The sequence below is a fragment of the Enterobacter hormaechei subsp. xiangfangensis genome, from assembly GCF_001729785.1.
Classification (GTDB): domain Bacteria; phylum Pseudomonadota; class Gammaproteobacteria; order Enterobacterales; family Enterobacteriaceae; genus Enterobacter; species Enterobacter hormaechei_C.
In genome coordinates, this window is the sequence record NZ_CP017183.1 from 1,805,057 (window position 1) to 1,828,815 (window position 23,759).

The following is a 23,759-nucleotide window of genomic DNA, read 5'->3' on the forward strand; positions in this document are numbered from 1 at the left end:
TTTCCTGCTGTCCCGCCACGTCCTGAGGTGCAGGGATCTTATCACAGGTCATAAAAGCTACAAGTATGAGAGTTGAGCCGGCGCGGAATCGGAAGGAAATCCACCCTGCCAGGCTCCTTTCAACTCAGAACCACTCAAACCGTGTTGAGAGCAGTAACAGTAGCGTACTGGCAGAAACAAGATTAAGGCAGATGACGAACTTGCTCGATACGTTCATGTTATCAACGCTTTTTGGTTATTCAGAAGCCACAGAGAATAGCGTTTCACCTCCACAGAAAAAACGCCAGATTTTGGTGGGTTGAGGCAAAAAAAAAAAGCCCACTAAAAAGTGGGCAAGAAATACTGGAAGCAATGTGAGCAATGTCGTACTGAATACCTGAGTTATTTGCTCAACTATTCAGTAATGAGAAAGATAATCTTTCTCAGTAGAAGATGCAACCCCAGGATGAGTGTGGATCGACATTTTTTACTGCTCATATTTTACTCAAACGAGCCGTGTGATTCTTATCACAAATTTCCTTTCTCAGATCCTGTGCTATCCTTTTCTGTGTCGTTGATTTAATGACAAAAACCATACAGAGAGGAAAGCTATGGGAATTTTATCCTGGATTATCTTTGGGCTGATTGCGGGGATCCTGGCGAAGTGGATTATGCCGGGCAAAGATGGCGGCGGTTTCATCGTCACGATCATTCTGGGGATTGTGGGTGCAGTCGTCGGCGGCTGGATCAGTACCCTGTTCGGCTTTGGCAGAGTTGATGGCTTCAACTTCGGCAGCTTTGTCGTCGCGGTGATTGGCGCGCTGGTTGTTCTGTTTATCTACAGAAAAATCAAAAGCTAAATCTGACCTGTGTTAAAAAAGGCTGCCTGACGGCGGCCTTTTTACTTTGGGCGTTACCACCAGCCTAACTGCGTACCGGCGACGGCCACGATGGCGACAATCAGCATGATGATGGTCGTTTTTCTCATTTATGCCCCCGGCGCGGCGTAACCGCCAAGGAAAAACCAGCCTAAAAACACCACCGCTGTGATAAAAATAACCACCGGAAAGAGGATCCCTATTCTCATGCCATCACCTGTTTGAGTTTGTATAAGGCCGTAGAGTGTACGGTTTTAATCTAACGCGACAAAGCCTGTTTTGCTTTTTCCTTTTTTATCCTGATACATCGCGAGGTCCGCGGTGCGCAGGGCGCTATCTTCATCCGTGCTGTGAGGATCAACAATAACGACGCCAAGGCTTGCACCGGGATAAAGAATGGTGGCATTGCCTAACCCGTATTCGCCCGCAATAAGACCATTGAGGCGGGTTTTGATTGCGTTGATCTCTGTACTGGTGTCGCCATCATCGCTGTGACTCAGGCTGGCAACCAGAAATTCATCGCCGCCGAGCCGGCCAATAATCTCATCCTGCGTTTGCTCGTGAGTCAGTCGCTTGCCGACCTGTACGAGGAAGCGATCGCCCGCCTCATGCCCGTACTGGTCATTGATTCGCTTGAAATCATCGAGGTCAATAAAGGCAATCATGACGTTGCGGCTAAGATGGCGCGCCAGTGAGAACAGGGTGGTAAGGTTTTCAAAAATGGCGCGACGATTCGGCAGGCCGGTAAGGGCGTCGGTGTAAGAGTGGGTAATGAGCGCCGCATTTGCTTCACGAAGCTGAAGCACAAGCGACTCTTTCTGAATATACTGACCAATTAACCCGGCAAAGAGCCTGATCACCTGCTCGCCACGCTCGCTGAACTGTTTCTGTGCGGTGCTGGCAGCGCAAAGCGTGCCGTACAGAGAACCGTCAGCCAGGTGAACCGGCACGCTCATATAGGTTGTAATACCCAGTGCTTTTGCCGCTTCACACTCCGGCCAGCGGTCAGGCACCTCGTTACTGAACAAAGTGTCGCTATCCATGGCGCGCTTACAGAGCGTTTCGTCCCAGGGCACGCTGAACCCTTCCGGGATTTGCATTTGCTTGCTGTTACGGGCATATAAAATGTGCTGCAAACGCGCGTTAATATCGATTTTGGTCAGGTAGGTTGATTCCATATCCGTCACAATTTCCAGCATTTCCAGTAGCTGACGCACAAGACTGTCGAGAGATTGCTCAGTGGAGAGGGTTTCTGAAACACGGGCAAGAATGATATCTGACATGAGGCAGGTTGACTCCCATGCAGAAGACCTCTGTATCTGCATGTTATGCTGAAAATTTAGACTCCGGTCATAGTAAAACATGAACAGGATTAATTTTATAGATTCTTCTGAAAGCGGATGAGGGAGAGGCTAAAAAAAAGCCCCGATGTTGAGATCGGGGCAAAACATCTTGATTACGGAATGATGTTCTCTGGTCAGTGTGAGAACAGGTATCACTATAAGAGGGAATCGTGCAGGTTTAATGGAGAAATCATGGAGAAAACGGCGATGACCCGTTACTCTGACGTTTTTACACCCTGAAGGATCATGATAATGAAATATCTTCTCCTGGCGCTGGTTGTACCGCTGGCCGCCTGCTCAACAAAGACCACCCCTCCTGATGCGCCTCAACCGCCGCACGCTATTGGTATGGCAAACCCGGCGTCAGTGTACTGTCTGGAGAAAGGGGGAGAGCAAATCCCTGTTCAAAGCCCGCAGGGTGTACGTACCGAGTGCAAATTACCAGGCGGGGAAGTGATCGATGAATGGGATCTCTACCGACGCGATCACCCGCAACCAACCAGATGACAAGGGCAATAAAACTGCGATACACTTCTCTTTAGGATTATTCTTAGCCAGTTTCTGGCAGTACGTTTGCGAGAAGAAGTATGTTTCAGTTAAAACCGGGCAGCATGGCGATGATCGTGGGTGCGCGTACGGCGGCAGGCCGTCGAAATATCGGTAAATCCGTGGAGCTGTTTGGCCTTTGTCAGCCGGGCCAGCGTTTTGTAAACCCGGTTAACGGCGTCATGACGCAATTACCTGATACATCAGCACGTGCGCTGTGGCTGGTCACCGGTGATGTTTACGCCTTTGATAACCAGCACGGTTTTGCGTTTGTTCGCCCGGAACATTTGATGCCGCTAACTCCCGACGAGATGCCACACAACGTGGATGAGCTGGCGATCGGTTAATCACAGTTTACGTAGCCAGTCCGCCAGTACCCGCGCGTGATTCTGCTCCCTGTTTTTCGCCCCGTAGAGTAGCGTCACGGTCTGCTGTCGGGCGAGGGCCGCCAGGCGTTTGCCTTCATCCTGATGCTGCGCCAGCTCTTTACGATAGGCTTCACTGAACGCAGTGAAATCTATCGTTTCACTGTGAAAAGCTTTTCGCAGTTCGCTGGACGGCGTTAGCGATTTACACCACTCATCACAGGCGAGGTCGGTCTTTTTTATTCCTCGCGGCCAGAGTCTGTCTACCAGCACCCGGTAACCATCGTCTGACGTTGCCTGTTCATATACGCGCTTACATTGAATCATCCGTTTTCCTCCTGCCGTGCGACGTTCGGCAAGAACACTATAGCACCCGGCTTTTATCCACCCAATTTAAGGTATTGTGATAATTGCAAAAGATCGGTAGTCTGAGGCTCCTTATGTTATCTGAAAATCCTCCGGCATAAGGAATCTCTCATGGAACTCTCCCCGGTTAAAACGACGCTGCGCATTGCGCTGGTTGGTGATTTCAATCCTGATGTTATTACGCTCCAGGCGATCCCGCTGGCGATTGACGACGCCGCTGCGGTTCTGGATCTCACCGCTGATTATGACTGGCTCGCCACGCCTGAGCTGACCAGCCCCGAAGACCTCGTCGGGTATGATGCCATCTGGCTGGTACCGGCAAGCCCGTATAAAAACACCGAGGCGGCGTTTATTGCGGCGCGTTACGCGCGTGAGAATAGCATCCCCTTTCTCGGCACCTGCGGCGGGTTCCAGCATGCGCTGATTGAGTATGCGCGTAATGTACTGGGCTGGCACGATGCAGGCCATGCCGAAACCGATACCGAGGGAAGGATGGTGATTGCGCCGCTGACCTGCTCGCTGGTAGAAAAAACCGACGCGATAGAGCTGCGGAATAACACGCTGATTGCCAAAGCGTATGGCAAGCCGGAAATTCAGGAGGGGTATCACTGCAATTACGGTGTCTCGTCTGAGTTTGCCAGCCAGCTTGAGCGGGGCGACATGCGCGTAACGGGCTGGGACGAGCAGGGCGAGATCCGCGCGGCAGAGCTGATAACCCATCCTTTCTTTGTCATCACCCTGTTCCAGCATGAGCGGGCTGCGCTTCAAGGGCGACCTGTCGTGCTGGTACAGGCCATGCTGCGGGCGGCGCAGGGATAAAAAAAGCAGACCGTCAGGTCTGCCTTGAATGTCAGCGGGGTGTGATCTCCCGGTCACGCCCGGCCAGCATGCCGCACAGGGCCATCACTACCGCAGCCAGCGCACAGGCCAGCAGCGGAATGCGCCAGTCTCCGGCGGTATCGTGAATTTTCCCCATCAGCGGTGGGCCACAGGCCGCCAGAAGATAGCCAATCGACTGTGCCATGCCGGAGAGCGCGGCGGCCTGATGTGCCGAGCTGGCCCGCAGTCCGATAAACGTCAGGCCGAGGATCATGGTGGCGCCGGATCCAAAGCCAAACACCAGCGTCCAGACGACGGCCAGCCCCGGCGCGAACCAGAACCCGGCCGCACTGACAGCGCACATCAGAGCGACAAGCCCGGCTATGCCACGCTGATCGTTAAGACGGTGCAGGATCAGCGGAATGGCGAGACCGGGAACAGCGGTTGCCAGCTGGAGAAGCCCGTGCATGGAGCCAGCCTGCGTTTCGCTGTAGCCGTGGCTAAGCAAAATCGCGGGTAACCAGCCGATAATGACATAGTAAATCAGCGAGTTAATGCCCATAAAAAGCGTCACCTGCCAGGCGAGTGCCGAGTGCCAGATAGCCCGGTTGTGCAACGCGCCCGCGCCGGTCAGGGTGGCGGCCGGCCTCTGGCGCCATTGCGGTAACCACAGCAGCAGCGCCACCAGCGGGAAGAACATCAGCATCAACAGCGCTCCGTGCCAGCCACCACTCCCCAGCGACAGCGGGACGATCAGCGCCGACCCTGCGGCAGCGGCGGCCCCCATCGTCAGCGAATACGCCCCCGTGAGTTTTGCGACCTGGCCCGGAAAATCACGTTTGATTAAGCCAGGTAACAGGACATTGCCCAGCGCAATCCCACAGCCCACGATCGCCGTACCGATAAACAGCAGCGCGGCCGACGGCAGCGAACGTACGCCAATCCCGATGCAAATCAGCAGCAGAGCGATAAAAAGGCTGCGCTCCATGCCCAGGCGCCGGGCGACGCCTGCGGCAAGGGGAGAGATAAAGGCGAAGGCAAGCAGGGGCAGCGTTGTGAGCAGGCCGGTTTGCGCCGTGCTTAAGCCATAGTCCTGTCGGATGGTGTCGAGCAGGGGGGCGACACCGGTAAAGGTGACGCGCAGCGTCGTGGCGATCATCAGGATGCCTGCAACCAGCAGCGCACCCTGTTTCCCGGAAGGTTGAATAGCAGTAGTCATTATTGTCTCTTACGTTCAGGCGAGCGCATACCATACCGATTTAAGTTGTGGTTGAAATCAGGCTAAAATGACAGTTTATCGCTAATATCGGACAACTTTATGTACGGACTGGGGCTCGACGGCTACGATCCCGATAGCCAGCACGACGCGGCGGTGGCCTTTCGCATCCGGGTGGTGGCACAGGAACAATTTATTCCGCTGCATCAGCACCGCAAAGGGCAGCTGATTATGGCGCTGGGTGGAGCGATCACCTGTGAAGTGGAGAGCGCGATGTTGATGGTGCCGCCCCAGTATGCGGTGTGGATCCCAGGACAAACGCCGCACAGCAACAAGGCGACGCCCGGCGCGCAGCTTTGCCTGCTGTTTATTGAACCCGGTGCGCTCGAATTGCCGACGCGTACCTGTACGCTGAAAATATCGCCCCTGGTGCGGGAGCTGGTGCTGGCGCTTGCGGACAGGTCACGGGAAGAGTTGCCTCTTCCCGCTACCGGAAGGCTGGTAGACGTCCTGTTTGATGAACTGCCCCTGCAACCGCAGGAGCATCTACAGCTGCCGGTATCTCCGCATCCAAAAATTCGCCTGATGAGTGAGACCATGGCAAACGAACCTGCCGCCTGGCAGACGCTGGCGCAGTGGGCCAGCCACTTTGCCATGAGCGAACGCAATCTGGCGCGGCTGGTGGTGAAAGAGACCGGCTTAAGCTTTCGCCGCTGGCGGCACCAGCTCCAGCTGATTGTCGCATTGCAGTTTTTGATCGGCGGGAAGTCGGTTCAGCAGGCGGCGCAGGCGCTGGGGTATGACTCCACCACCGCCTTCATCACCATGTTTAAGAAAGGACTGGGACAGACGCCCGCCCGCTATATCGCCAGCCTGACTACGACTTCCCGATAAACAGCGAAACCAGACCGGCAGCAATCAGCGGGCCAACCGGCACGCCACGAAACAGCGCCACGCCTAACACGGTGCCCACCAGCAGCCCGGCCACCAGCGAAGGCTGGCTGCTCATCAGCGTCACGCCGCGACCGCCAAGCCACGAGACAAAAACGCCCACCGCAATCGCCACCAGCGATTTCCAGTTTACAAAGGAGTGCAGCAGCGTTGAGGCCGGTAGCGTTCCGCTGGCAATCGGGGCCATCACGCCGATGGTCAAAATAATGATCCCGATGGTAAGCCCCTGTTTTTCTATCCACGGGAAGAAGGTGTTCAACGGTGTGACGCGAACGATGATCAGGACCAGAATGGAAATCGCGACGGTGGTGTTGTGGCTGACAAAACCCAGTGCAGCCAGGGCCAGAAGTATGAGCAGTGTAGGGTCGAACATGACGGGATCCTTGCCAAAAATAGTAAGCCTGCTTACTTTACGCGCAAACGCGACGGCAGGCAGGCTTTACTGAAAAAATTGTCTATTTTTGGGCACTTGCCTGACGTCAGTCCACCAGCTGCTGGATAAGCGGACTTCCTTCGCGGATAAACACCGGGATGGTTTCCAGCGCCGCAGGCACCCTGATATGCTCCCCACCGGCGTAGCGCTCACCGTTGAGAGCGACCCAGCTATTGCCCGTCGGCAACCAGACATCGCGCTCACGCTGGCCGGCCTGCATAACCGGTGCCACCAGAAGATCTTCGCCAAACAGATACTGATCTTCACACGCCCAGCTCTGCTTGTCCTGCGGATAGTGCCAGAACAGCGGACGCATGAGCGGGTCTCCGTGCAGATGAGCCTGCTGGTACAACGCGTCAATATACGGGCGCAGGGTTTCGCGCACGGTAAGCCAGTGCTGCATGATGGCGTAATTCTCTTCTCCGTAACTCCACAGCTCATTAGGCGAACCGCTGTTACACTGAGGAATGCCGTCACGGTAGCGCTCCGGAGGCTGGATCTGCGGTTCGCGATAGCCGTGCATGCGCAGAACCGGTGTAAACACCGCCCACTGGAACCAACGGATCAGTAATTCGTGGAACGCCGGGTCGTTAACGTTCCCTCCCTGGAAGCCGCCGATATCGGTCGTCCACCATGGGATCCCCGCCAGGCCCATATTCAGTCCCGCGGCGAGTTGATTGCGAAAAGCATGGAATGAGGAGTGGACATCACCCGACCACGCCAGCACGCCGAATCGCTGGCTGCCTGCCCAGGCGCAGCGTACAAGGTTAACAATGTCGGTTTCACCGTTTGCCTGGAGCCCATCGTAAAAGCCCTGCGCAAAATCACGCGGGTAGCGATTGCCCACTTCCAGTACCGGACCGGCATGGTAGCGATAGTTGTCAAAATCATAGGCGCGGTATTCCGGTTCCGCTTCGTCCAGCCAGAACAGCTTAATGCCCATGTCGTAGTAATTTTTCTTCACCGTATCCCAGACGAATTTCCGCGCCTCAGGATGGGTCGCATCAAAGAAGGTGGTATTGCCCATAAAGTCGAGGTTGACCTGCACGCCACGTTCACTGCTGACCAGCCAGCCTTTGGCTTTCATCAGCGGATAGAGAGGGCTGCGCGCCTCTACCGTTGGCCACACCGACACCATCAGCGCAATACCCATTTCGCGCAGCTCGTCGACCATCCCTTCAGGGTCGGGCCAGTCTACGGGGTCGAAGCACCAGGTGCCCTGATTCGGCCAGTGGAAAAAGTCGATGACCATCACCGACAGCGGCAGATTACGGCGGCGATACTCCCGCGCAACCTCCAGCACCTCCTGCTGGGTGCGGTAGCGTAATTTGCACTGCCACAGCCCGCTGATAAACGCCGGGGCGGCGGGCGGAGTTCCGGTGGCTTTTACATACTGGCGGGTGATATCCACCACCGTGTCAGCGGCGGTGATCCAGTAGTCCATTTCTCCCGTCACGCGGGCGCGCCATTCCGTCTGATTTTTTGCAAAGCTGGCTTCACCAATCGCCGGGTTGTTCCACAGCAGGCCATAGCCAAGGCTGGACTGCATAAAGGGCACGCTGGCCTGGGAGTTGCGCTGTGCCAGTTCCAGCGTACAGCCTTTCAGATCCAGCCACGGCTGTTGATACTGACCCATGCCATAGATGTGTTCATCCGGACGCGATTCAAACCGGACGGTGAGCTGATATTTTCCCCCCATTAGCGGCTTAAATTCACGGCCATCCAGCTTCAGGGCGCTGACATATTTATCCTGACTCTTCTCGCTGGCACCGATACCCACCGTTGAACGCTGGCGCCACATCTCTTCCAGCAGCAGTTCGCCGCGCTGATTGTAGAAGGCCAGCTGACCTTTAAGGTTCAGCGTCGCGGTAATATTGCCGTTGCGCAGCGTCAGGCTTTCCGCTTCGGCGATAATCTCAGCCTGGCAAGGGGCGGCGGGCAACAGTGCCTGTAAGGCGTCCTCAAAAGCCGGGGAGCAGGTGGCCCTGACGCGCAGGCTGTTTTCTCCCCACGGTTCAATACGCAGGATCTGGCGTTCAAAACGCCATTCGATGCTGTTGGAATGTTGAATCAGCTCACTCATGGATAACGCGTCCTTCTAAACAGGGTTTTTGGCGAGATGGATGGATTGCATTGTGCTGTCGTCGAGCTTATACCAGCGCAGCGTGGCAAACGCGCAGAGTGACAAGACGCCAGGCACGACGGTGAAGAGGGCGATGATGCAGTACATGGCCGTGTTGGTCTGCTCCGGGGCATTGGCAACATAACCGCTTAAGCCCAGCGTCCAGCCAACAATCGCGCCGCTGATCGCCATCCCCAACTTGAGTACGGCGAGGAAGGTGGAGAAGATCACGCCGTCCATGCGTTTGCCCTGTTTCCATTCGCCGTAATCGGCGACGTCCGCCATCATTACCCACATCAGCGTGGTGGTGGCCTGGTAAAGGGTGGAGACGATAAACGTCATGGGCACCAGAATAAGCACCGACTTAGGCGCAAAGAACAGAGCGATGCTGAGTACCCCCGCCAGTACGGAACAGTATCCAAACATCTGCACTTTGCTGACGTTCTGCGTCAGACGTTTGGCCAGCGCGCTGCCTGCGGCTTTCCCGAGAATATGCGCCCCGAGCATCCACATAAAATAGCTTGCGCTACCGAGATAATAAGTGACGAAATACATCATTGCGCCAAGGCGAATAACGCCAAAACCAATGTTGGTTAATACCAGGACGGCGACAATCCGCCATTGGTCGTTTCGTAATAAATCCCGCAGTTCCGCAAGATAATTATTGTGGGTAGCGGGAGCCTTAATACGTTCACGCGTATTGGCGAAGCAGATCCAGAACATGACGACCGCGACGGTCGCCATAATGGCCATTGCCCAGCGGTAGCCCAGTAATTTATCGTCGCCACCTAAAAACTCTGCCAGCGGCATCATAAAGAATGTCGACAGCGCGCCACCCAAAGTGGCAAGGAAAAAGCGATAAGACTGTAGGGAAATTCGCGCATCGTTGTCGGGCGTAATCACCGCGCCCATGGAGCAATAGGGAATATTGATTGCGGTATACATCAGCATCATCAGGGTATAACTGACGGTGGCGAAAATCATTTTACCGTGCAGATCGAGGGACGCCGGCACGGCGTAGGTCAGCAGACAACTTGCGCCAAAGGGCAGCGCCAGCCACAGCATCCAGGGACGGAATTTGCCCCAGCGCGTGCGCGTCCTGTCAGCGATATAGCCCATCGCCGGGTCTATTATGGCATCGGCGGTTCTCGCCAGAAGAAACATGGTGCCCACGAATGCGGCAGGTAGCCCCACCACGTCCGTATAGTAAAACGTCAGAAAAATAATGACGTTATCCAGCCCAATATGGCTCGCCATATCGCCTAACCCATAACTGATCTTTTCTTTACGGGTAATTATCTCGGTCATTGTATTCACCTTGCCAGTGTAAGGTTTATTTTTGAGGTGCTCCGTAAACAGGGTTAACCAGGATGAAAAGGTTAACAATTGCGAGATCTGGCATCGGGGTTACGTAAATTTCTTTTCGTGATACCGGTAACAAATAAAGTATTTAAACAGTGACTTTATACGGAGAAGGATAGTTAACAGCGAATCGTTTCAGCGAAAAAAATCGTCTTTTCGCGGACGCGTCATTGTCATTTAGCTGTCATTGTGGGGGAGTAAAAAAGAGGTAAATGGGCAAAGCAGAGGGCATCATGAACGATCCTATGTTTGTCGAAACGCTAATTATTTCCTCATCATTTTTTATCATCGCGATTATTTTGATTGCTTCCGTGCTGCTGCTGGAAAACGGCTGACCGTTAGCCAGCCGCTGTATTTATTGTTTACGGAACGTCACCAGTTCAGGACGGGCGATACGCAGATAGTCCTGGGTATCCATAATCACCGACTTTTCCAGCAGGCCGGCGTTAAAGGCGATCTCATCGAAGCGCTCAAACAGCAGCGGATCGGCGACCAGCGTCAGATCCGGATGAAAGCTGAAGGGGGGAATGGCGCCGAAAACGCAGCCGGTAAGCGCATCCACTTCTGCCGGACTGGCGAGAGAGGCCTTTAGCCCACCGAAATGGCTGGCCAGCAGGCTCAGATCGGCCTGCCGATCGGCGGCAAGGATTGCCAGAATATGTTTCTTAACGCCGTTGCCTTTTACCTTGCAGACCAGTGCTTTTGCACCCTGCCGGAGATCGGTCCCGCGAATTTCACTGACCGCTTCGCATTTCCCAACGGCCTCATGCGCCACCACGCGAAAGCGCGCCTCCTGCTCGGTTAATAAGCTGATTAGCCGCTGATGGGTCGTCGTCCCGGTCACGTCATCAGACATAACGATTTCACCTGTGATTTGCCAATACGTAGCTTGCTACATTAGCACGGGACGGAGAGGGCTGAAAGAAAACAGCCAGCGGGAGCGCTGGCTGTTGGGTCATGCGTTGCTGGTGGATGACTGTTTCTGGAGCAATTCGCTAAAATCTAAGTGACTGAATTTAATTCGTAAAACTCTTTCCCCAAAACATCCCCAAAATAATTCCCCAAAACTCCCTGTTTAAATCACAACTTTTTTCCATTCTAGACCACGATCATCTCCATACATTACGCTCATTGCTTCGGTTTTATGCCCTAAAAGAGTTTTGACATCTATACCCTGAGCTTTGTATGTTCTTGATGAAAGCGAGCGCTGTTCATGAAACGGCGGGAGGGCAGTGCAATCCTTAGGCCAGGTAATATTTGCTTTATCTCTTGCCTCCTTAAAATATCTTGATATCGTTTTTTCTGGAACGTGAGATCCCGCTTTACCGTAAGCGTGATGCTTAACATGGTGGATCAGATAAGGGCTTACTACTCTATCGCGACACTTACTAATAACATCAGCCAGAGTCAACCCGATTGCATCGCACCTTAAATTTAAGGGGATAGCTAACTTCATTCCGGTTTTATTTTGGGTAACATGAAGGTGATTATCCCAAATGTCACTAAACTTCATCTCGACTATGTCACCTATCCTTTGCCCGGTTACTAAAGCCAAAAGCATAGAATTTTGAGCGCAAGGCGGTAAAGAGCCTGCGCTTTCAAAAATCAACTTCCATTGTTCAATGCTAAGTCTGCTTCGTTTCACTTTGGCTATTGGATTTTTTACAGCTAAGGCTGGGTTGTAGCCAGGATCAACCTCGCCAGCATGCTGCGCCTCTTTGAACACGTCGTTTAGTACGCTTCTTATCAGTTGGCCCATTCTGTGCTTTCCCTCTGCCTTATATTCATCAATAATTTTTGCAATGAGTCTTGTATCAACATCCTTCAGGCGAAGGTTTGGCACTCTATCTGCGAGAATCTGAGAACATAATCGTCTGGATTTTACAGTAGGGTTTTTTATCTCACCATCACGCAACCTTTCCATCTGAATTTCGATGTATTTTTTAATCCACTCAGAAACACGTATACCTTGATCCTTTTTCCCTGAGCTCTTCATTGCCATATCAATCAGAGCATAAGATTGCTGAGTTTCTTGTTCTGCGGTTATACGGTTCATCTCGATTGCAGCAGCTTTTGCCGCTTCATCATCTGTTCCGAATCCAATAAATGAACCTGTTACAGGGTGGCGATATTGCCAATAAATTTTTGAAGTACGCTTATCTAACTTACAGTAAAGGTTGGGTATTTTGACATTATGTTTTCTGGGGCGAGCTGCCATTTATTGCTTTCTCCACTAACTGGCGGGCCTTGTCTGATAATGAAGTTGAAATATCAACACTGCCAACCATGCCAACAAAACGAGCATCTTCATCTATAACCCAGCGTCGACCTTGCTTTAAGGCTGGCGGATAAGTCTGTTTGGTCTTTGCTATTTTGTTTAATGCTGAGTTGCTTAATGGATATTTGAATCCATTAGGACCAGATGCCCACTCATGAAGTGTTACTAACTGCCCCATGCGTTTCTCTCCACTTAACCGGCTGCACCCGGTGTTTATTTCTGCAATTTATCCTTCATGCTCTTAACTGTTACCGTAAGCAGATCGATATCAGTCACTTTGCCATGAATTATTTCAGCTATCCGCTCAACGATAGCGCGGTAGTTTGTTTGTTTGGCACCCTGAAGCATGGCGGAACACATGGCGTCATATTCAGATATTGGCTGCAATCTGTATCCAGCTGGCACAGCTACCAGCGCTGGAGGCTCGGTGAAGAGTCGCTCAATCACACAGCTCTCAAGTTCGAAAGCATCTGGCTGTCGATGATCCGTATAATCCCAGTGCTCGCTACCGATAGCAGATGGTGGCTTTAGCTTTGATCTGAACGCCACAGGCTCCGCTTCGAGCGATGCCAACGCCCGCTTCATTGCCGCCAGCGCCATAGCCGCATCTTCGTTTACTGCGCCTGGCGTCGCATCGCGCTCTTCTTCAAGCTCTGCGATTGTTTTCAGGAGCCATTCTTGGGTAAGTGTGCTCATGGGTTAGCTCTCCACTTTAGCGGCATTTTTACGGTTTGAACGACACACCAGAGCCCAAAAATTCATTTCGCAAATCAGCGCCGCCGTTGTTTCTGCCCGGCGACGAAATCCCAATTTATTAGACTTACCAACAGAGCGTTTACGCTGACGCATTACTTTTCTCGTGTGCGCCGCCTGTACTTCATCACGGCGCTGTTTTGATGCATAAACGCCCTTTGCTGGCACCTTACGCGCCTGTTTTTGATAAGCCGTTAACAGGTCGTGTACGTCAGTAAATTTAGCCATGCTCAATCTCCTTTACCGGCTGCGGCCAGAGCCGACTTAGAAGCATCAATATTCCACTGCGCATCACCACAGCACAGAATCCCGTTTGAGGCTTCGTAGCCAAACGCCTCTGTATGTTCGATAAAGGCGTGCGCGCATTGCAGGTGGTGTGATAGCTCAGCAATCCGCTTCTCTGCTGCTTCCAGCTCATCCATCAACGTCACCGCATCTAGAGCCATCTGCTGTATGATTTCAACGTCAGCGTGACCTAGGGTGTAACCAGCTTTCAAATCGGCAACTGCTTGCACGGCCCGTTTGTCGATGTTGCTCATTGGGCGGACTCCTGCTTCTGCTTGTTGTATACGGCCCAACTCAGAGAATCGAGCTTGTCACGGCCTGCTTTGTCGTACATGTGGATGCCGTCTTTGCAGGCGTGTTCGAGTTTCACCTGCTCCTCAAGCTGATTGAGTTCGTCGTATGACAGGGTCGCCAGCTTCAGGCGATTCCAGCCAAAGTTGCGGATGCGTGTCATGACTGCACTCCTTTGCGAAGCTCGTCGGCGAATTCACGGATAGTGTCATCAAGGTCTGGACACAGCAGGCTGTCAGCGAACATCTCCACACCCTGGGCCCGCACTTCAGCCAGGAAAGCGTCGGTGGCTGGGCATTCAGCTCGGATTTTCACCTCGGCCTCTACCCGCGTCAGGAATCCGCTCTTACCGTCATTGCTGACCATATTGCTTTCGAACCATTCATGCAGTTCACCAACGGAAATATCATCAGGAATTTCAGCACCGGCTTCGTCCGTTGTTCCTTCCAGCCATTCGCGAGCTGCAGCCTGATATCCATGTGAGAGGCACACCAAGGCAGCCTGAGCGCCGAGCATGGTCTTATGGAACATCCAAGAGGTGTTGAGTTCACGTGCGGCTCCGTTTAGCAGATACGCATTCTCAGCAGCCAGCGCAGCGAGCTTGGCTTCCGATTCGGCAAGTTTCTTACGCAAACCAGTTTCACAGCTATGCGCACCGCTGCGCCCCCTCTCAAAGGAGAATCCGCAGTCACAATAAAAAACGTTTTCTTTTTCGGTAATCATGATGCTGCTCCATGACGCTGAACGGCGATAGCTTTGTGCTCGTCGATGATTTCCACGACTTCTGCATGGACCAATCCTTCGAGATAGATAACACCTGTGTCGCTTATACCCGCCAGGCTGATCAGCTCTACAAGGCGACGCGCTTTCTTAATGCTAATTTCTGGCGCTATAACGCTGCGGGTGACTTTCTTCTTACCTTTGGCAGCAGCAGAAGCTTTATCCTTCTGAAGAACCTCACCGGCCTTTTCGCCAAACTCTTTTACTCGGTCAACGGCCACATCTACAGACACGGTCCCGGACTTAACTTCTTTCTGAACGTCGTGATTGGCTGTGCTAAGAAGCAGAAGCTTTTCGACAGTAGGGACAGACTTATTCACCAGTTTTGCTATCTCGCTGGTGGTCTGGTTAAAGGCGTTATGTAGCTCCTGAATAACAGCTGCCTGTTCCATATCGGATAGCGGAAGCTGGTTATTACTGGTCATGATGCGCGCCAGGCGCTGAACATCGTTACCGTTGAACGGCATGATATGGATGCGGTCTACTGGCTTACCAGCTTCTGCACAGCGTGCATAGCAGCGACGCCGACGGTGGCCTTCAACAACCCACACTCCACCTTCATCACGGGCGATAACCTCCAGCGGGGGAACGGAGCCACCGTTCATCAGGTAGTTGAAGAGGTCATCATCTGCCTGGCGGGTTCGTTCATCATCTTCGCGTTTGTTGAAACCTTCCCGCACATGGATTTGGTCAAGGCTGATGAACATCCCGGTATCGGTGCGCTTGATGGTCCCGTCACGGGTCATTTGCTTGAATGAGTTAGCCATCAGAGAGCCACCTCGTTATTTTGGGAAATAACGACGGTAGACAACTCACGCAGTTCTCGCTGGGCTTCCAGTAAATGCATATTGGTTCTGATCTTCGTGTGGCGTTCAACAATGCGGTCACACTCTTTGGCCCAGCTTGCGACATCTTCACGCAAGGTGACGTTCTGAGCAGCCAGTTCCTTACGCTGAGCCATCGCTTCACAAAGCGCGACGCTGGTATAGTCCAGGCGGTTAGCCAGTTCGGTCATAATGCCGCGATAAGCTGGCGGAAGGAGAGGGGCGGCCTTACGCGCTGCGTCGATCAGCTGCTCCCGGGTCATGTGTGGTTGTAACTCGGTGACGTTCTGTGTGTTCGTCATGGATAGTTTCTCCGTGTTATACGCGCTCTGCACAGCGCTGAATTTTGGTTGCACGAATCCCTCGCCGGTTGGCGACAAAAAATAAAGGGGGTTCGTTTTAGTAAGCACCCAACCAGGGCACTTAGTGAAACGGGCGGCTGCCACCGCCAGTCAGCTTCTCCACAATTGAGAGCGCGTTCTCCTGAGTTGATTTAACGACTACGGCCTCTCAAGTTGAACGCTGAACGCGCTTTCAGTTGTGTAAAAGGGGCGGTCGACATTAAGGACATTCAAAACTGCCGACCGCCAAGACTACACACAGCATCTGGTACAGCTACTACGGTTAACACAACTGGAAGCGCACTCCGTTCGTTTACTTATCTGTCATCCACAACCGATAGTTGATGAAGTGCGCTTTCATGTTGTGTGCCGGGATTCCACCGGCTCCCATCTGTTTTTATAGCCACTCAGATATCGTCTGGGCTGTCACCTGATCGCCACGCTGGTGAAACGTCTCTGGCCGTCGTGCTTGCCTGGCTTGCACATTCCGGCTACCCGCTGGATCTGGATACTTGAAGGAATCCCCGGACCGCTGCGGCATATGTACCATATACCGTACTGCTAACCTACCGATGGTCTTAAACATCATCACCCCGGCGCATATTGAGTATCACCAATAGTAATTAATTGGTCAACACCTGTAGTGATAAAAACATCATCAGTAGTGTTAACTTTATGATTGTTAAGGTGAAAAAAGATGCAAAAAAAAGGAGCCGGATGGCTCCTTATTCGAAGATATTTTCAGGCCATTGGGCCTTAACAACTTTGCCTATTATCCTGCAATTCTCATTACATTCAATCGCCTGATAGCGAGGGCTGGGGTTTAGAGGTTCAAGCCATGGCTTCCCATCTTCTCGAACATATTTTTTAAAAGTTACCTCTGAATCGTTGAAGATACCTGCAACACAGAAATCACCAGGCTCAACATCCTGTTCTGGATCTATGAGTATAAGCATTCCCTCAGGAAAACTCGGTTTTACTCCTGGCGGGGCAGTCATCGAATGACCTGATACCTCAAGCCAAAAGGCAGAATCACTGGCTTTAACAGTCGTTGAAACCCATTCCTTCGCGTCTCGTTCTGTGTATGTATTAACCGGGCAAAATGAGCCAGCCTGTACTTCGGTTAATAGCGGGTACTCATACACAGAGGAATGATTCCTTCCGTTCGCAATCGCCTCAAACATAGCTGATATCTCAGCTGCAAGGGATGGGCTGAAATCATCGACTTTTACTCCGAGAATTTTAGCGAACTGTGCAGCATGGGTAGCGTTGATAGCATTTGTGCCATTCAGTAGCTGAGCGACACCACTTTGTCCCATACCCATTTGTTCAGCCAAAAGCTCCTGTGAGAGCCCCAGCGCTTTTTTCTTGGACTCAAAGATAGCTTTCAGCCTGTTGGCATCGGCAATTTGTTCGGCGGTCAATGGTTTCTTTTTCATTCTCATAATTTATCACCGCACGGCATAATCACCAATCACCGCTAGTGTTGACATAGTTATCACTAACAGTGATACTCCTTATGTGCAAACCACGAGGAAAACCAATGAAGATTATTCCGCTATCTGAATATGTTTTGGAAAACGGTCAGGCCAAAACAGCTGAAGCTCTTGGGGTATACCAAAGTGCCATCAGTAAAGCCCTCAAGCGTAATCGCAGGGTAAACATCCTGGTTAATGAAGACGGGAAAATTGAAGCCGAGGAAGTACGACCATTCCCTAACAAAAACAAACCTGCTGATCCTGACGTTGCAGTAACACCGTAACCCAGAAATCAGCATTTCGTAACTACCAAAGGAAAAACTACATGGTAGAGCCAAGTCTGAAAGAAGTAGTTAAAGCGATGTGCAAAGCGTACCCAGGAGGCCGTGAAGCTATGGCCGGTGCTCTTGGCATGTCAGTAACGCAGTTCAACAACAACCTGTATGAGAAGAATGGTTGCCGGTTCTTCGAAGTGAACGAGCTGGAGGCCATGGAAGACATCTCGAATACGTCCCTCCTGGCGGATTACTTTGCCCGTCGCCGTGGCGCGCTGCTGGTGGACGTTCCTCAACTTGAAGACCTTGATCGTGTCGACCTGTTTGATCGTGCCATGAGAACGTCAGCAGCGCGTGGACGTGTTGATACCGTGATCCAGAGAGCTCTCGAAGATGGAGTAATCGAACGTCATGAAGCTGAAGAAATCAACGAATATCACCGCCGTCATCTGGCCGCGCGTGAAGAAGAAATCCGCGCGATTGTCGCGCTGTTTAGCCGTAAGAAAAGCCAAAAGAAGTGACGCCCGCGAGTGTGCAGCTCCGGGCGTCGTGGCGTGTCGTATTCAGTGGAGAAACTAACGCATGAACAGTTTAAACCGATTAAGACCAGCGAAGCAATTCAGATGCCTTCCACTGGTGGGAAAAGACTCCCCGTTCGGCTATGTGGAGAGATTAAACAACCAGGCGGATCAAAACAACTACCAGCCTGAGAACGCGATGGTAGAGGCATTTGCACTGATGAACGAGAAGGGGCGTGAGGAATGGCTGAAGTTGACCGGCGATTCAGAGACCACAGAGGCATCACCGTCCACGTCATCAGATGGGAGCCCGAGACTCGACGCGTTATATACCTTCGCGAAGGGTACGATCATGAGTGCTTCAGCCCTCTTGAGCAATTCCAGCGTAAATTTACAGAGTTAAAGGACGACCATGAGCCTATTAATGCCATCCCGCCCGATAGTGATTAACCCTGACCTTGCGTACAGCATTGGGCTGAACGAGGCCATTGCGTTGCAGCAGGTTAATTACTGGCTGAAAGAAACCACCTCCGGACTGGAGCGTGACGGCGTGCGCTGGATTTACAACACTAATGAGCAGTGGCTGGAGCAGTTCCCGTTCTGGTCTGAATCCACCCTGAAGCGCACATTCACCCGCCTGAAAAACCTTGGCGTGCTCAAAGTTGAGCAGTTGAACAAGTCTCAGCGCGACATGACGAACTATTACACGATCAACTACGAAAGTGAGCTTTTAGATGAGGTCAAAGTGACCAAATCGAAGAGTTCAAAATGCACTCTTCCATCAGGTCAAAATGAACCGATGGAAGAGGTCAAAGTGGAACGTTCCATCGGGTCAAAACGAACCGCTCTCATCAGGTCAAATTGCACTGATGTTCTTACAGAGAATACAACAGAGAATACTACAGATATTAAAAACCCTATTTGTCCGGTTGCACCGCAACCAGACCGTGATGTGTTGATCACTGATCAGGCTAAACAGGTTTTAACCCATCTGAATCATGTGACCAGTTCGCGTTATCAGGTTTCAACAACCTCGCTGCAAAACATTCGTGCCCGAATCGGGGAGGGCTTCTCCGTTGAAGAGCTGTCGCTGGTGGTGGACTACTGCAACGCCAAGTGGAGTGACGATTTAACAATGGCGGCCTACCTGCGCCCGCAGACACTTTTCCAGCCAACGAAGTTTCCAGCTTACCTGAAGTCCGCTACCAACTGGGCGAATGCCGGAAGGCCAGCGCGAGTTAACGGCAAGTGGGAGCGTGAGGATGGAATCTTCAAATCCAGCTTCCAGAATACCGACTACAGCAAAGTCCCGGCGGGCTTCAGAGGAGCGAACTCATGAGCCTTCTGAAAGATATTCAAATATTCATCGCTGATAATCCTGGTTTAACGAACAAACAGATCGCAGCTTCAATGCCTCAATACGACGTTCACGCTGTTCAGCGCGGTGTATGCCATCTGGTCAAACTGAATCGCGCAACCCGCCAGCATAACGGCAAGTGCTACCAGTATTTTGCCAAAGCACCGGGTGGGGAGGTTGGCGAGGGGCGTTCTGCACTGAAAATCAACCGGGCTGATAAACCAGCTGTATCGGAACAGGAAGAAGCGCCGAATCCAGCTGTAACCAGGATGATGGATAAGGCTCAAGGCCTGTTTGAAAAAGGGCTCTACCAGCGTGCGGCCACAGTTCTGTTGGATGCCTTTAATCGCTCTAAGAACGAAGAGCAGCGGATGAAGATACTGATTGAGCGTCAGCGTTGCCTGAGCATGGCGCCGAAAGTGAAAGCACCCTCTGATGCATGGTGTCTGGCTGGCCGAGCGAGGAATATCTGATGAAATACTCACTGATTTACGCTGACCCAGCCTGGCTTTATGACAACAAAGCCAGTAACGGTGCAGCAGAAGATCACTACGACACGATGAAACTGATCGACATGAAGCGCTTACCGGTTTGGGACCTGGCTGCCGATGATGCAGTTCTGGCTATGTGGTTTACCGGAACCCACACCCGCGAGGCTATCGAACTGGCTGAAGCGTGGGGCTTTAAGGTCCGCACGATGAAGGGCTTTACCTGGGTAAAGTTCAACCCACTGGCAGAGCAGCATATCAACAAAGCACTTCAGGCTGGCCGTGTGGAGGATTTTTACGACTTCCTTGAACTGCTGAACGCACAAACACGCATGAACGGCGGGAACTACACCCGAGCCAATACCGAAGACCTGTTGATCGCCACCAGGGGAAATGGACTTGAACGCAAGTGCGCCAGCATCAAGCAGGTTATCTACAGTCCACTCGGTAAGCACAGCCAGAAGCCAGCAGAGGCGCGTTTCCGTCTGGAGAAGCTTTACGGTGATGTTCCACGCATCGAACTATTCAGCCGTTGCGGTGCGCCTGGCTGGGACCACTGGGGAAATCAATCTGAATCACCAGATGTTGAGCTTATACCGGCAGTTGCCGTTCCCATGAAAAAACCTCAGGAGCGCGCCGCATGAAAAAGTTATCTACCGAGCATGAGAACGCTGTGCGTGATGTAGCCCGTCAATGCAACGATGCCATCAAAAAAGCCCTAAAGCAGAAGCCAAAGCCAAGCTGGAATGTCGTAGTGCCTCCGATCCTGAAGGAGTACCACGAGAAGGTTAAACCGATGGGCGTAAGCCTGGTGATGTTTAACAGCGTAATCGGACGCCTGAACGGGCGTTATGGAGTCGAGTCATGATCGAATTAACGCCGCGTCAGAATGAAGTGTTCGAAGCTATCAAGGTTCATATCGAAAAGGCTGGCTTCCCACCTACGATGCTGGAGCTTGCCGGATTAATTGGCTGCGCATCACCGAACGCTGCTGTAGCGCACGTGAAGTCACTTAAGAAAAAGGGTTACATAACTGTTGCTCCTGGCGCAGCCAGGGGCATTACCGTCGTCAAAACGGAATGGGATGCAGATCCAGTGACGATCATCAAAGACTTGCTATCCGGTGAGGATAAGGCCAGAGATAACGCTGTTGAATGGCTGAAAAAACAGGGAGTGACGTTATGAAGCTGGTGCTCCCGTTCCCACCGAGCGTAAACACATACTGGCGAGCCCCGAATAAGGGGCCGTTAAAGGGCCGCCATTTGATCAGCGCCAAAGGCAGGGCATATCAAAGCGCGGCCTGTGTCGCCATTGTCGAGCAGCTTCGCTTCCTTCCAAAGCCATCAACAGCCCCGGCTGCCGTCGAAATTATATTGTACCCACCAGACGAACGCCGCCGCGACATCGACAACTACAACAAGGCTTTGTTTGACGCGCTCACGCACGCAGGCATCTGGGAGGATGACAGCCAGGTGCAGAAAATGCTGGTGGAGTGGGGACCGAAGGTACCGGGTGGACGTGTAGAAATATCGATCAAGAAACATGAACCTCTGGCGGGTGCAGCCGCCTGATAAGTGGAGAAGAGCATGAATCAGATGAACATCACCGTAACGTGTCCGACAAACCATGCTGCCGCGATAGGTCAGCAGATAACGATGTCCAGTCGTGAAATTGCGAAGCTGGTCGATTCACGTCACAGCAATGTCTGTGTAACCATCGAGCGTCTGATGAAATCCGGCGTTATTGGGGGGTATGCTGCAATGCAGTACACCCATCCTCAGAACCAGCAGACTTACCATTACTACGAAGTTAACAAGCGAGACAGCTATGTGATCGTCGCGCAGCTGTGCCCGGAGTTTACTGCCCGTCTGGTTGATCGCTGGCAGGAACTGGAGAGCGGGGCCGGGATGGTTGTTCCCCAATCACTCCCTGAAGCACTCCGGCTCGCCGCTGATCTTGCTGAACAGAAGCAACGTCTGAGTGAAGAGCTGGCAATTGCCGCACCGAAGGCTGAATTTGTTGATCGCTACGTCAAAGCCACCGGGTCAATGACATTCCGGCAGGTTGCCAAGCTCCTTAACGCCAAAGAACCCGAGTTCGCCATGTTCCTCATTGAGAACGGCATCATGTACCGCCTGAACCGCGTGCTTACTCCGAAGAGTAAACACATCGAAGCAGGCCGATTTGAAGTTAAGACCGGGACCACCAACCAGACCAACTATGCGTTCAATCAGTCTCGTTTCACGGCGAAAGGGGTGCGCTGGATAGGTGGACTTTGGGCAGAGTATGTCGCTAAGGGGCAAATTGCGTGAGAGCCATACTGACGCCTGAAATTGCGCCGATGTCCGGGGTGGTTCTGTTCCGCCCTGGTACCGAACTGCTCTGGCTATTCCGTCAGGGAAGGGTAGTTATTGAGCCACCATCCGAAGCCATACAGCATCTGCCATCTGGATTAATCCCTGAAGCCCACCAGCCCCTGACTGACGATGCCAATATGCAGGCTATTTTCGTTAACGAGAGGGTCATTCAGCGAGCCGGTGGATTGAGTAGCCTTGATGCCTGGCTGGAGAGAAAATTTGAATGCCAGTGGCCTCACACTGACTGGCATGCCAGTGACTTTACGGTAATGCGCCACGCTCCGGGGAGCATTCGTCTTTGCTGGTCGTGTGATAACCATTTACGTGAGCAAACCACTGAAAGACTGGCAGGAATTGCCATGCAGAACCTGGTAAAATGGCTGCTGGAAAGGGTAAATATTGATTTAGGTTTCAGCCCTGACCACACTCTTTCGCTTCCTGAGTTCTGCTGGTGGATGGTACGTAATGATCTGGCTGACCTTGTTCCTGAATCAGTGGCGAGTAAAGCACTCAGAATCAAGCCAGAACAGCACAGTTCAGTGATGAGGGAAAGCGACATTGTCCCGTCATTACCGGCTACGCAAATCTTTCAGGAGAAGGCAAAAAAGATAGTGGTGGTGAAGGTTGATCCTGAAACTCCGGAATCTTTCATGCTGAGGCCAAAGCGCCGACGCTGGGAAAACGAGAAATACACCCGCTGGGTGAAGTCGCAGCAGTGCTGTTGCTGTAATAACCCGGCAGACGACCCCCACCACCTGATAGGCCACGGGCAGGGTGGAATGGGTACTAAGGCGCATGACCTTTTTGTGATACCGCTGTGCAGAGCGCATCACGACGAGTTACACGCTGATCCTGTGGCATTTGAAGCGAAATACGGCGACCAGTTAACGCTGCTGTTTCGATTTTTAGATCGTGCGCTGGCAATCGGCGTATTAGCATGAAAAGTGGAGAAAACATGCGTGACATTCAGAAGGTATTAGAGCGTTGGGGAGGTTGGGCCGCGAGCGATAGTTCTGGTGTGGATTACTCACCAATCGCAGCTGGTTTCAAAGGGCTTCTTTCTCAAACAAGTAAATCCCGCTTATCTTGCACTGACGACGACGCCCTGATTATAGAAGGGTGTTTGGCTCGGCTTCGAAAACGAAAACCATATGAGCATTCGCTCTTGGTTGCTCATTATTTATATGGCATCTCAAAACGGAAAATCGCGAAAGCGAGAAAGAAGGATGAGAAACTTATTCGCATAGAGATACAGATGGCTGAAGGGTTTATTGAAGGTTGCCTTAGTATGCTAGAAATCAGACTGGAAATGGATGAGTAGGATAAAAACGCTTTATACTTATTTGAAGGAAGC

At 52.2% G+C, this 23,759-nt stretch carries 38 protein-coding genes; 18 read left to right on the forward strand and 20 right to left on the reverse strand.

From position 1 onward, the window contains the following. Nucleotides 1-124: 124 nt before the first annotated feature. On the reverse strand, nt 125-217 hold the full coding sequence (gene yncL, locus BFV63_RS22490) for a stress response membrane protein YncL (protein ID WP_071524166.1): 93 nt from the start codon (nt 215-217) through the stop codon (nt 125-127). Between the two features lie 373 nt (nt 218-590). Here yncL and BFV63_RS08540 point away from each other — a divergent pair, with 373 nt between their 5' ends. Next, on the forward strand, nt 591-839 hold the full coding sequence (locus BFV63_RS08540) for a GlsB/YeaQ/YmgE family stress response membrane protein (protein WP_003857896.1): 249 nt from the start codon (nt 591-593) through the stop codon (nt 837-839). 53 nt (nt 840-892) lie between these two features. Here the strand turns inward: BFV63_RS08540 and yoaJ are convergent, their stop codons facing one another. Genes yoaJ through BFV63_RS08545 form a run of 3 tightly spaced genes read right to left on the reverse strand, consistent with a single transcriptional unit; the run spans nt 893 to nt 2,140 of the window. Beyond that, on the reverse strand, nt 893-967 hold the full coding sequence (gene yoaJ / locus BFV63_RS23540; RefSeq protein WP_015570794.1) for a protein YoaJ: 75 nt from the start codon (nt 965-967) through the stop codon (nt 893-895). Then, entirely contained in the window at nt 968-1,066 is a 99-nt protein-coding gene (locus tag BFV63_RS22990) for a YoaK family small membrane protein (protein WP_015570793.1), read from the reverse strand. Between the two features lie 45 nt (nt 1,067-1,111). Further along, nucleotides 1,112-2,140: a sensor domain-containing diguanylate cyclase gene (locus BFV63_RS08545; protein WP_032609012.1), complete on the reverse strand. Its 1,029-nt coding sequence runs from the start codon at nt 2,138-2,140 to the stop codon at nt 1,112-1,114. 312 nt (nt 2,141-2,452) lie between these two features. Here BFV63_RS08545 and BFV63_RS08555 point away from each other — a divergent pair, with 312 nt between their 5' ends. After that, nucleotides 2,453-2,707: a putative hemolysin gene (locus tag BFV63_RS08555; RefSeq protein WP_022650809.1), complete on the forward strand. Its 255-nt coding sequence runs from the start codon at nt 2,453-2,455 to the stop codon at nt 2,705-2,707. 80 nt (nt 2,708-2,787) lie between these two features. Then, entirely contained in the window at nt 2,788-3,093 is a 306-nt protein-coding gene (locus BFV63_RS08560) for a hypothetical protein (RefSeq protein WP_022650810.1), read from the forward strand. Here the strand turns inward: BFV63_RS08560 and BFV63_RS08565 are convergent, their stop codons facing one another. Continuing rightward, a complete protein-coding gene (locus BFV63_RS08565; RefSeq protein WP_003857886.1) occupies nt 3,094-3,438 on the reverse strand; it encodes a DUF488 domain-containing protein in 345 nt (114 codons plus the stop codon). It lies immediately after the preceding gene. A 150-nt stretch (nt 3,439-3,588) separates the two neighbouring features. Between BFV63_RS08565 and BFV63_RS08570 the strand changes: the two genes are divergently transcribed. Beyond that, nucleotides 3,589-4,296 carry a CTP synthase C-terminal region-related (seleno)protein gene (locus tag BFV63_RS08570; RefSeq protein ID WP_048240968.1) on the forward strand — a complete coding sequence of 236 codons (708 nt, stop codon included), beginning with the start codon at nt 3,589-3,591 and terminating at the stop codon, nt 4,294-4,296. A gap of 31 nt (nt 4,297-4,327) precedes the next feature. Here the strand turns inward: BFV63_RS08570 and BFV63_RS08575 are convergent, their stop codons facing one another. Next, nucleotides 4,328-5,515, reverse strand: coding sequence for a CynX/NimT family MFS transporter (locus BFV63_RS08575; RefSeq protein ID WP_048240966.1), 1,188 nt, complete (start codon nt 5,513-5,515; stop codon nt 4,328-4,330). A 99-nt stretch (nt 5,516-5,614) separates the two neighbouring features. On the opposite strand from BFV63_RS08575, the gene BFV63_RS08580 reads away from it, so the two are divergent. Beyond that, entirely contained in the window at nt 5,615-6,406 is a 792-nt protein-coding gene (locus BFV63_RS08580) for an AraC family transcriptional regulator (RefSeq protein WP_022650813.1), read from the forward strand. Here BFV63_RS08580 and BFV63_RS08585 read toward each other — a convergent pair. The 3 genes from BFV63_RS08585 to BFV63_RS08595 all read right to left on the reverse strand — a co-directional run bounded on the left by BFV63_RS08585 (nt 6,390) and on the right by BFV63_RS08595 (nt 10,326). Next, the gene (locus tag BFV63_RS08585; protein ID WP_003857881.1) at nt 6,390-6,836 is read right to left on the reverse strand and encodes a DUF441 domain-containing protein; all 447 of its coding nucleotides are present in this window, start codon (nt 6,834-6,836) and stop codon (nt 6,390-6,392) included. The two genes, BFV63_RS08580 and BFV63_RS08585, sit on opposite strands and share 17 nt — an antisense overlap. A gap of 106 nt (nt 6,837-6,942) precedes the next feature. After that, entirely contained in the window at nt 6,943-8,979 is a 2,037-nt protein-coding gene (locus BFV63_RS08590; RefSeq protein ID WP_048240964.1) for a glycoside hydrolase family 31 protein, read from the reverse strand. A gap of 15 nt (nt 8,980-8,994) precedes the next feature. Continuing rightward, nucleotides 8,995-10,326 carry a glycoside-pentoside-hexuronide (GPH):cation symporter gene (locus BFV63_RS08595; RefSeq protein WP_022650815.1) on the reverse strand — a complete coding sequence of 444 codons (1,332 nt, stop codon included), beginning with the start codon at nt 10,324-10,326 and terminating at the stop codon, nt 8,995-8,997. 287 nt (nt 10,327-10,613) lie between these two features. Here BFV63_RS08595 and yoaI point away from each other — a divergent pair, with 287 nt between their 5' ends. Next, complete coding sequence (yoaI, locus tag BFV63_RS23360; protein WP_017384693.1) at nt 10,614-10,715, forward strand: small membrane protein YoaI; 102 nt, start codon at nt 10,614-10,616, stop codon at nt 10,713-10,715. Nucleotides 10,716-10,735: 20 nt separating this feature from the next. Here yoaI and BFV63_RS08600 read toward each other — a convergent pair whose 3' ends face one another. From BFV63_RS08600 to BFV63_RS08645, 11 genes are all read right to left on the reverse strand, one after another. Next, nucleotides 10,736-11,236 carry a YbaK/prolyl-tRNA synthetase associated domain-containing protein gene (locus tag BFV63_RS08600; protein WP_022650816.1) on the reverse strand — a complete coding sequence of 167 codons (501 nt, stop codon included), beginning with the start codon at nt 11,234-11,236 and terminating at the stop codon, nt 10,736-10,738. A gap of 219 nt (nt 11,237-11,455) precedes the next feature. Continuing rightward, nucleotides 11,456-12,598, reverse strand: a complete 1,143-nt coding sequence (locus BFV63_RS08605; RefSeq protein ID WP_006809195.1) for a phage integrase Arm DNA-binding domain-containing protein — start codon at nt 12,596-12,598, stop codon at nt 11,456-11,458. After that, the gene (locus BFV63_RS22505) at nt 12,573-12,836 is read right to left on the reverse strand and encodes an excisionase (RefSeq protein WP_071887073.1); all 264 of its coding nucleotides are present in this window, start codon (nt 12,834-12,836) and stop codon (nt 12,573-12,575) included. The genes BFV63_RS08605 and BFV63_RS22505 overlap by 26 nt, the downstream gene beginning before the upstream one ends. A 35-nt stretch (nt 12,837-12,871) precedes the next feature. Next, nucleotides 12,872-13,354: a hypothetical protein gene (locus tag BFV63_RS23365; protein ID WP_069597486.1), complete on the reverse strand. Its 483-nt coding sequence runs from the start codon at nt 13,352-13,354 to the stop codon at nt 12,872-12,874. Nucleotides 13,355-13,357: 3 nt separating this feature from the next. Continuing rightward, nucleotides 13,358-13,639 (reverse strand): hypothetical protein, encoded by a 282-nt coding sequence (locus tag BFV63_RS08615; RefSeq protein WP_069597487.1) that lies wholly within the window; start codon nt 13,637-13,639, stop codon nt 13,358-13,360. 2 nt (nt 13,640-13,641) lie between these two features. After that, a complete protein-coding gene (locus tag BFV63_RS23000) occupies nt 13,642-13,950 on the reverse strand; it encodes a hypothetical protein (protein WP_088196742.1) in 309 nt (102 codons plus the stop codon). Continuing rightward, nucleotides 13,947-14,150 (reverse strand): hypothetical protein, encoded by a 204-nt coding sequence (locus BFV63_RS08625; protein WP_047050266.1) that lies wholly within the window; start codon nt 14,148-14,150, stop codon nt 13,947-13,949. The genes BFV63_RS23000 and BFV63_RS08625 overlap by 4 nt, the downstream gene beginning before the upstream one ends. Beyond that, nucleotides 14,147-14,710 carry a hypothetical protein gene (locus tag BFV63_RS23275; RefSeq protein WP_200817910.1) on the reverse strand — a complete coding sequence of 188 codons (564 nt, stop codon included), beginning with the start codon at nt 14,708-14,710 and terminating at the stop codon, nt 14,147-14,149. The genes BFV63_RS08625 and BFV63_RS23275 overlap by 4 nt, the downstream gene beginning before the upstream one ends. After that, on the reverse strand, nt 14,707-15,534 hold the full coding sequence (locus BFV63_RS08635; RefSeq protein WP_069597488.1) for a ParB-like helix-turn-helix domain-containing protein: 828 nt from the start codon (nt 15,532-15,534) through the stop codon (nt 14,707-14,709). Before BFV63_RS08635 ends, BFV63_RS23275 begins: the two co-directional genes overlap by 4 nt. Then, nucleotides 15,534-15,893, reverse strand: a complete 360-nt coding sequence (locus BFV63_RS08640; RefSeq protein WP_230206045.1) for a hypothetical protein — start codon at nt 15,891-15,893, stop codon at nt 15,534-15,536. The genes BFV63_RS08635 and BFV63_RS08640 overlap by 1 nt, the downstream gene beginning before the upstream one ends. Nucleotides 15,894-16,657: 764 nt before the next feature. Further along, complete coding sequence (locus BFV63_RS08645) at nt 16,658-17,377, reverse strand: LexA family protein (RefSeq protein WP_040117514.1); 720 nt, start codon at nt 17,375-17,377, stop codon at nt 16,658-16,660. Between the two features lie 98 nt (nt 17,378-17,475). Between BFV63_RS08645 and BFV63_RS08650 the strand changes: the two genes are divergently transcribed. From BFV63_RS08650 to BFV63_RS08705, 12 genes are all read left to right on the forward strand, one after another. After that, entirely contained in the window at nt 17,476-17,694 is a 219-nt protein-coding gene (locus tag BFV63_RS08650; protein WP_023305900.1) for a Cro/CI family transcriptional regulator, read from the forward strand. A 41-nt stretch (nt 17,695-17,735) separates the two neighbouring features. Continuing rightward, nucleotides 17,736-18,206 carry a YmfL family putative regulatory protein gene (locus BFV63_RS08655; RefSeq protein ID WP_032634711.1) on the forward strand — a complete coding sequence of 157 codons (471 nt, stop codon included), beginning with the start codon at nt 17,736-17,738 and terminating at the stop codon, nt 18,204-18,206. Between the two features lie 240 nt (nt 18,207-18,446). Further along, entirely contained in the window at nt 18,447-18,653 is a 207-nt protein-coding gene (locus BFV63_RS22510) for a DUF4222 domain-containing protein (protein WP_081329665.1), read from the forward strand. Continuing rightward, the gene (locus tag BFV63_RS08665; RefSeq protein WP_069597489.1) at nt 18,616-19,542 is read left to right on the forward strand and encodes a conserved phage C-terminal domain-containing protein; all 927 of its coding nucleotides are present in this window, start codon (nt 18,616-18,618) and stop codon (nt 19,540-19,542) included. Before BFV63_RS22510 ends, BFV63_RS08665 begins: the two co-directional genes overlap by 38 nt. Next, nucleotides 19,539-20,033, forward strand: a complete 495-nt coding sequence (locus BFV63_RS08670) for a hypothetical protein (RefSeq protein WP_069597490.1) — start codon at nt 19,539-19,541, stop codon at nt 20,031-20,033. The genes BFV63_RS08665 and BFV63_RS08670 overlap by 4 nt, the downstream gene beginning before the upstream one ends. Then, the gene (locus BFV63_RS08675) at nt 20,030-20,692 is read left to right on the forward strand and encodes an MT-A70 family methyltransferase (protein WP_200817909.1); all 663 of its coding nucleotides are present in this window, start codon (nt 20,030-20,032) and stop codon (nt 20,690-20,692) included. Before BFV63_RS08670 ends, BFV63_RS08675 begins: the two co-directional genes overlap by 4 nt. Next, complete coding sequence (locus BFV63_RS08680) at nt 20,689-20,916, forward strand: hypothetical protein (RefSeq protein ID WP_022650831.1); 228 nt, start codon at nt 20,689-20,691, stop codon at nt 20,914-20,916. The genes BFV63_RS08675 and BFV63_RS08680 overlap by 4 nt, the downstream gene beginning before the upstream one ends. After that, nucleotides 20,913-21,233 (forward strand): LexA family protein, encoded by a 321-nt coding sequence (locus BFV63_RS08685; protein WP_069597492.1) that lies wholly within the window; start codon nt 20,913-20,915, stop codon nt 21,231-21,233. The genes BFV63_RS08680 and BFV63_RS08685 overlap by 4 nt, the downstream gene beginning before the upstream one ends. Next, nucleotides 21,230-21,619 carry a RusA family crossover junction endodeoxyribonuclease gene (locus BFV63_RS08690; protein ID WP_069597493.1) on the forward strand — a complete coding sequence of 130 codons (390 nt, stop codon included), beginning with the start codon at nt 21,230-21,232 and terminating at the stop codon, nt 21,617-21,619. Before BFV63_RS08685 ends, BFV63_RS08690 begins: the two co-directional genes overlap by 4 nt. Nucleotides 21,620-21,643: 24 nt before the next feature. Continuing rightward, nucleotides 21,644-22,360 carry a phage antirepressor KilAC domain-containing protein gene (locus BFV63_RS08695; RefSeq protein ID WP_069597602.1) on the forward strand — a complete coding sequence of 239 codons (717 nt, stop codon included), beginning with the start codon at nt 21,644-21,646 and terminating at the stop codon, nt 22,358-22,360. Then, nucleotides 22,357-23,346, forward strand: a complete 990-nt coding sequence (locus tag BFV63_RS08700) for a DUF968 domain-containing protein (protein ID WP_069597494.1) — start codon at nt 22,357-22,359, stop codon at nt 23,344-23,346. The genes BFV63_RS08695 and BFV63_RS08700 overlap by 4 nt, the downstream gene beginning before the upstream one ends. Before the next feature lie 14 nt (nt 23,347-23,360). Beyond that, nucleotides 23,361-23,726: an antiterminator Q family protein gene (locus BFV63_RS08705; RefSeq protein WP_069597495.1), complete on the forward strand. Its 366-nt coding sequence runs from the start codon at nt 23,361-23,363 to the stop codon at nt 23,724-23,726. Nucleotides 23,727-23,759: the final 33 nt, after the last annotated feature.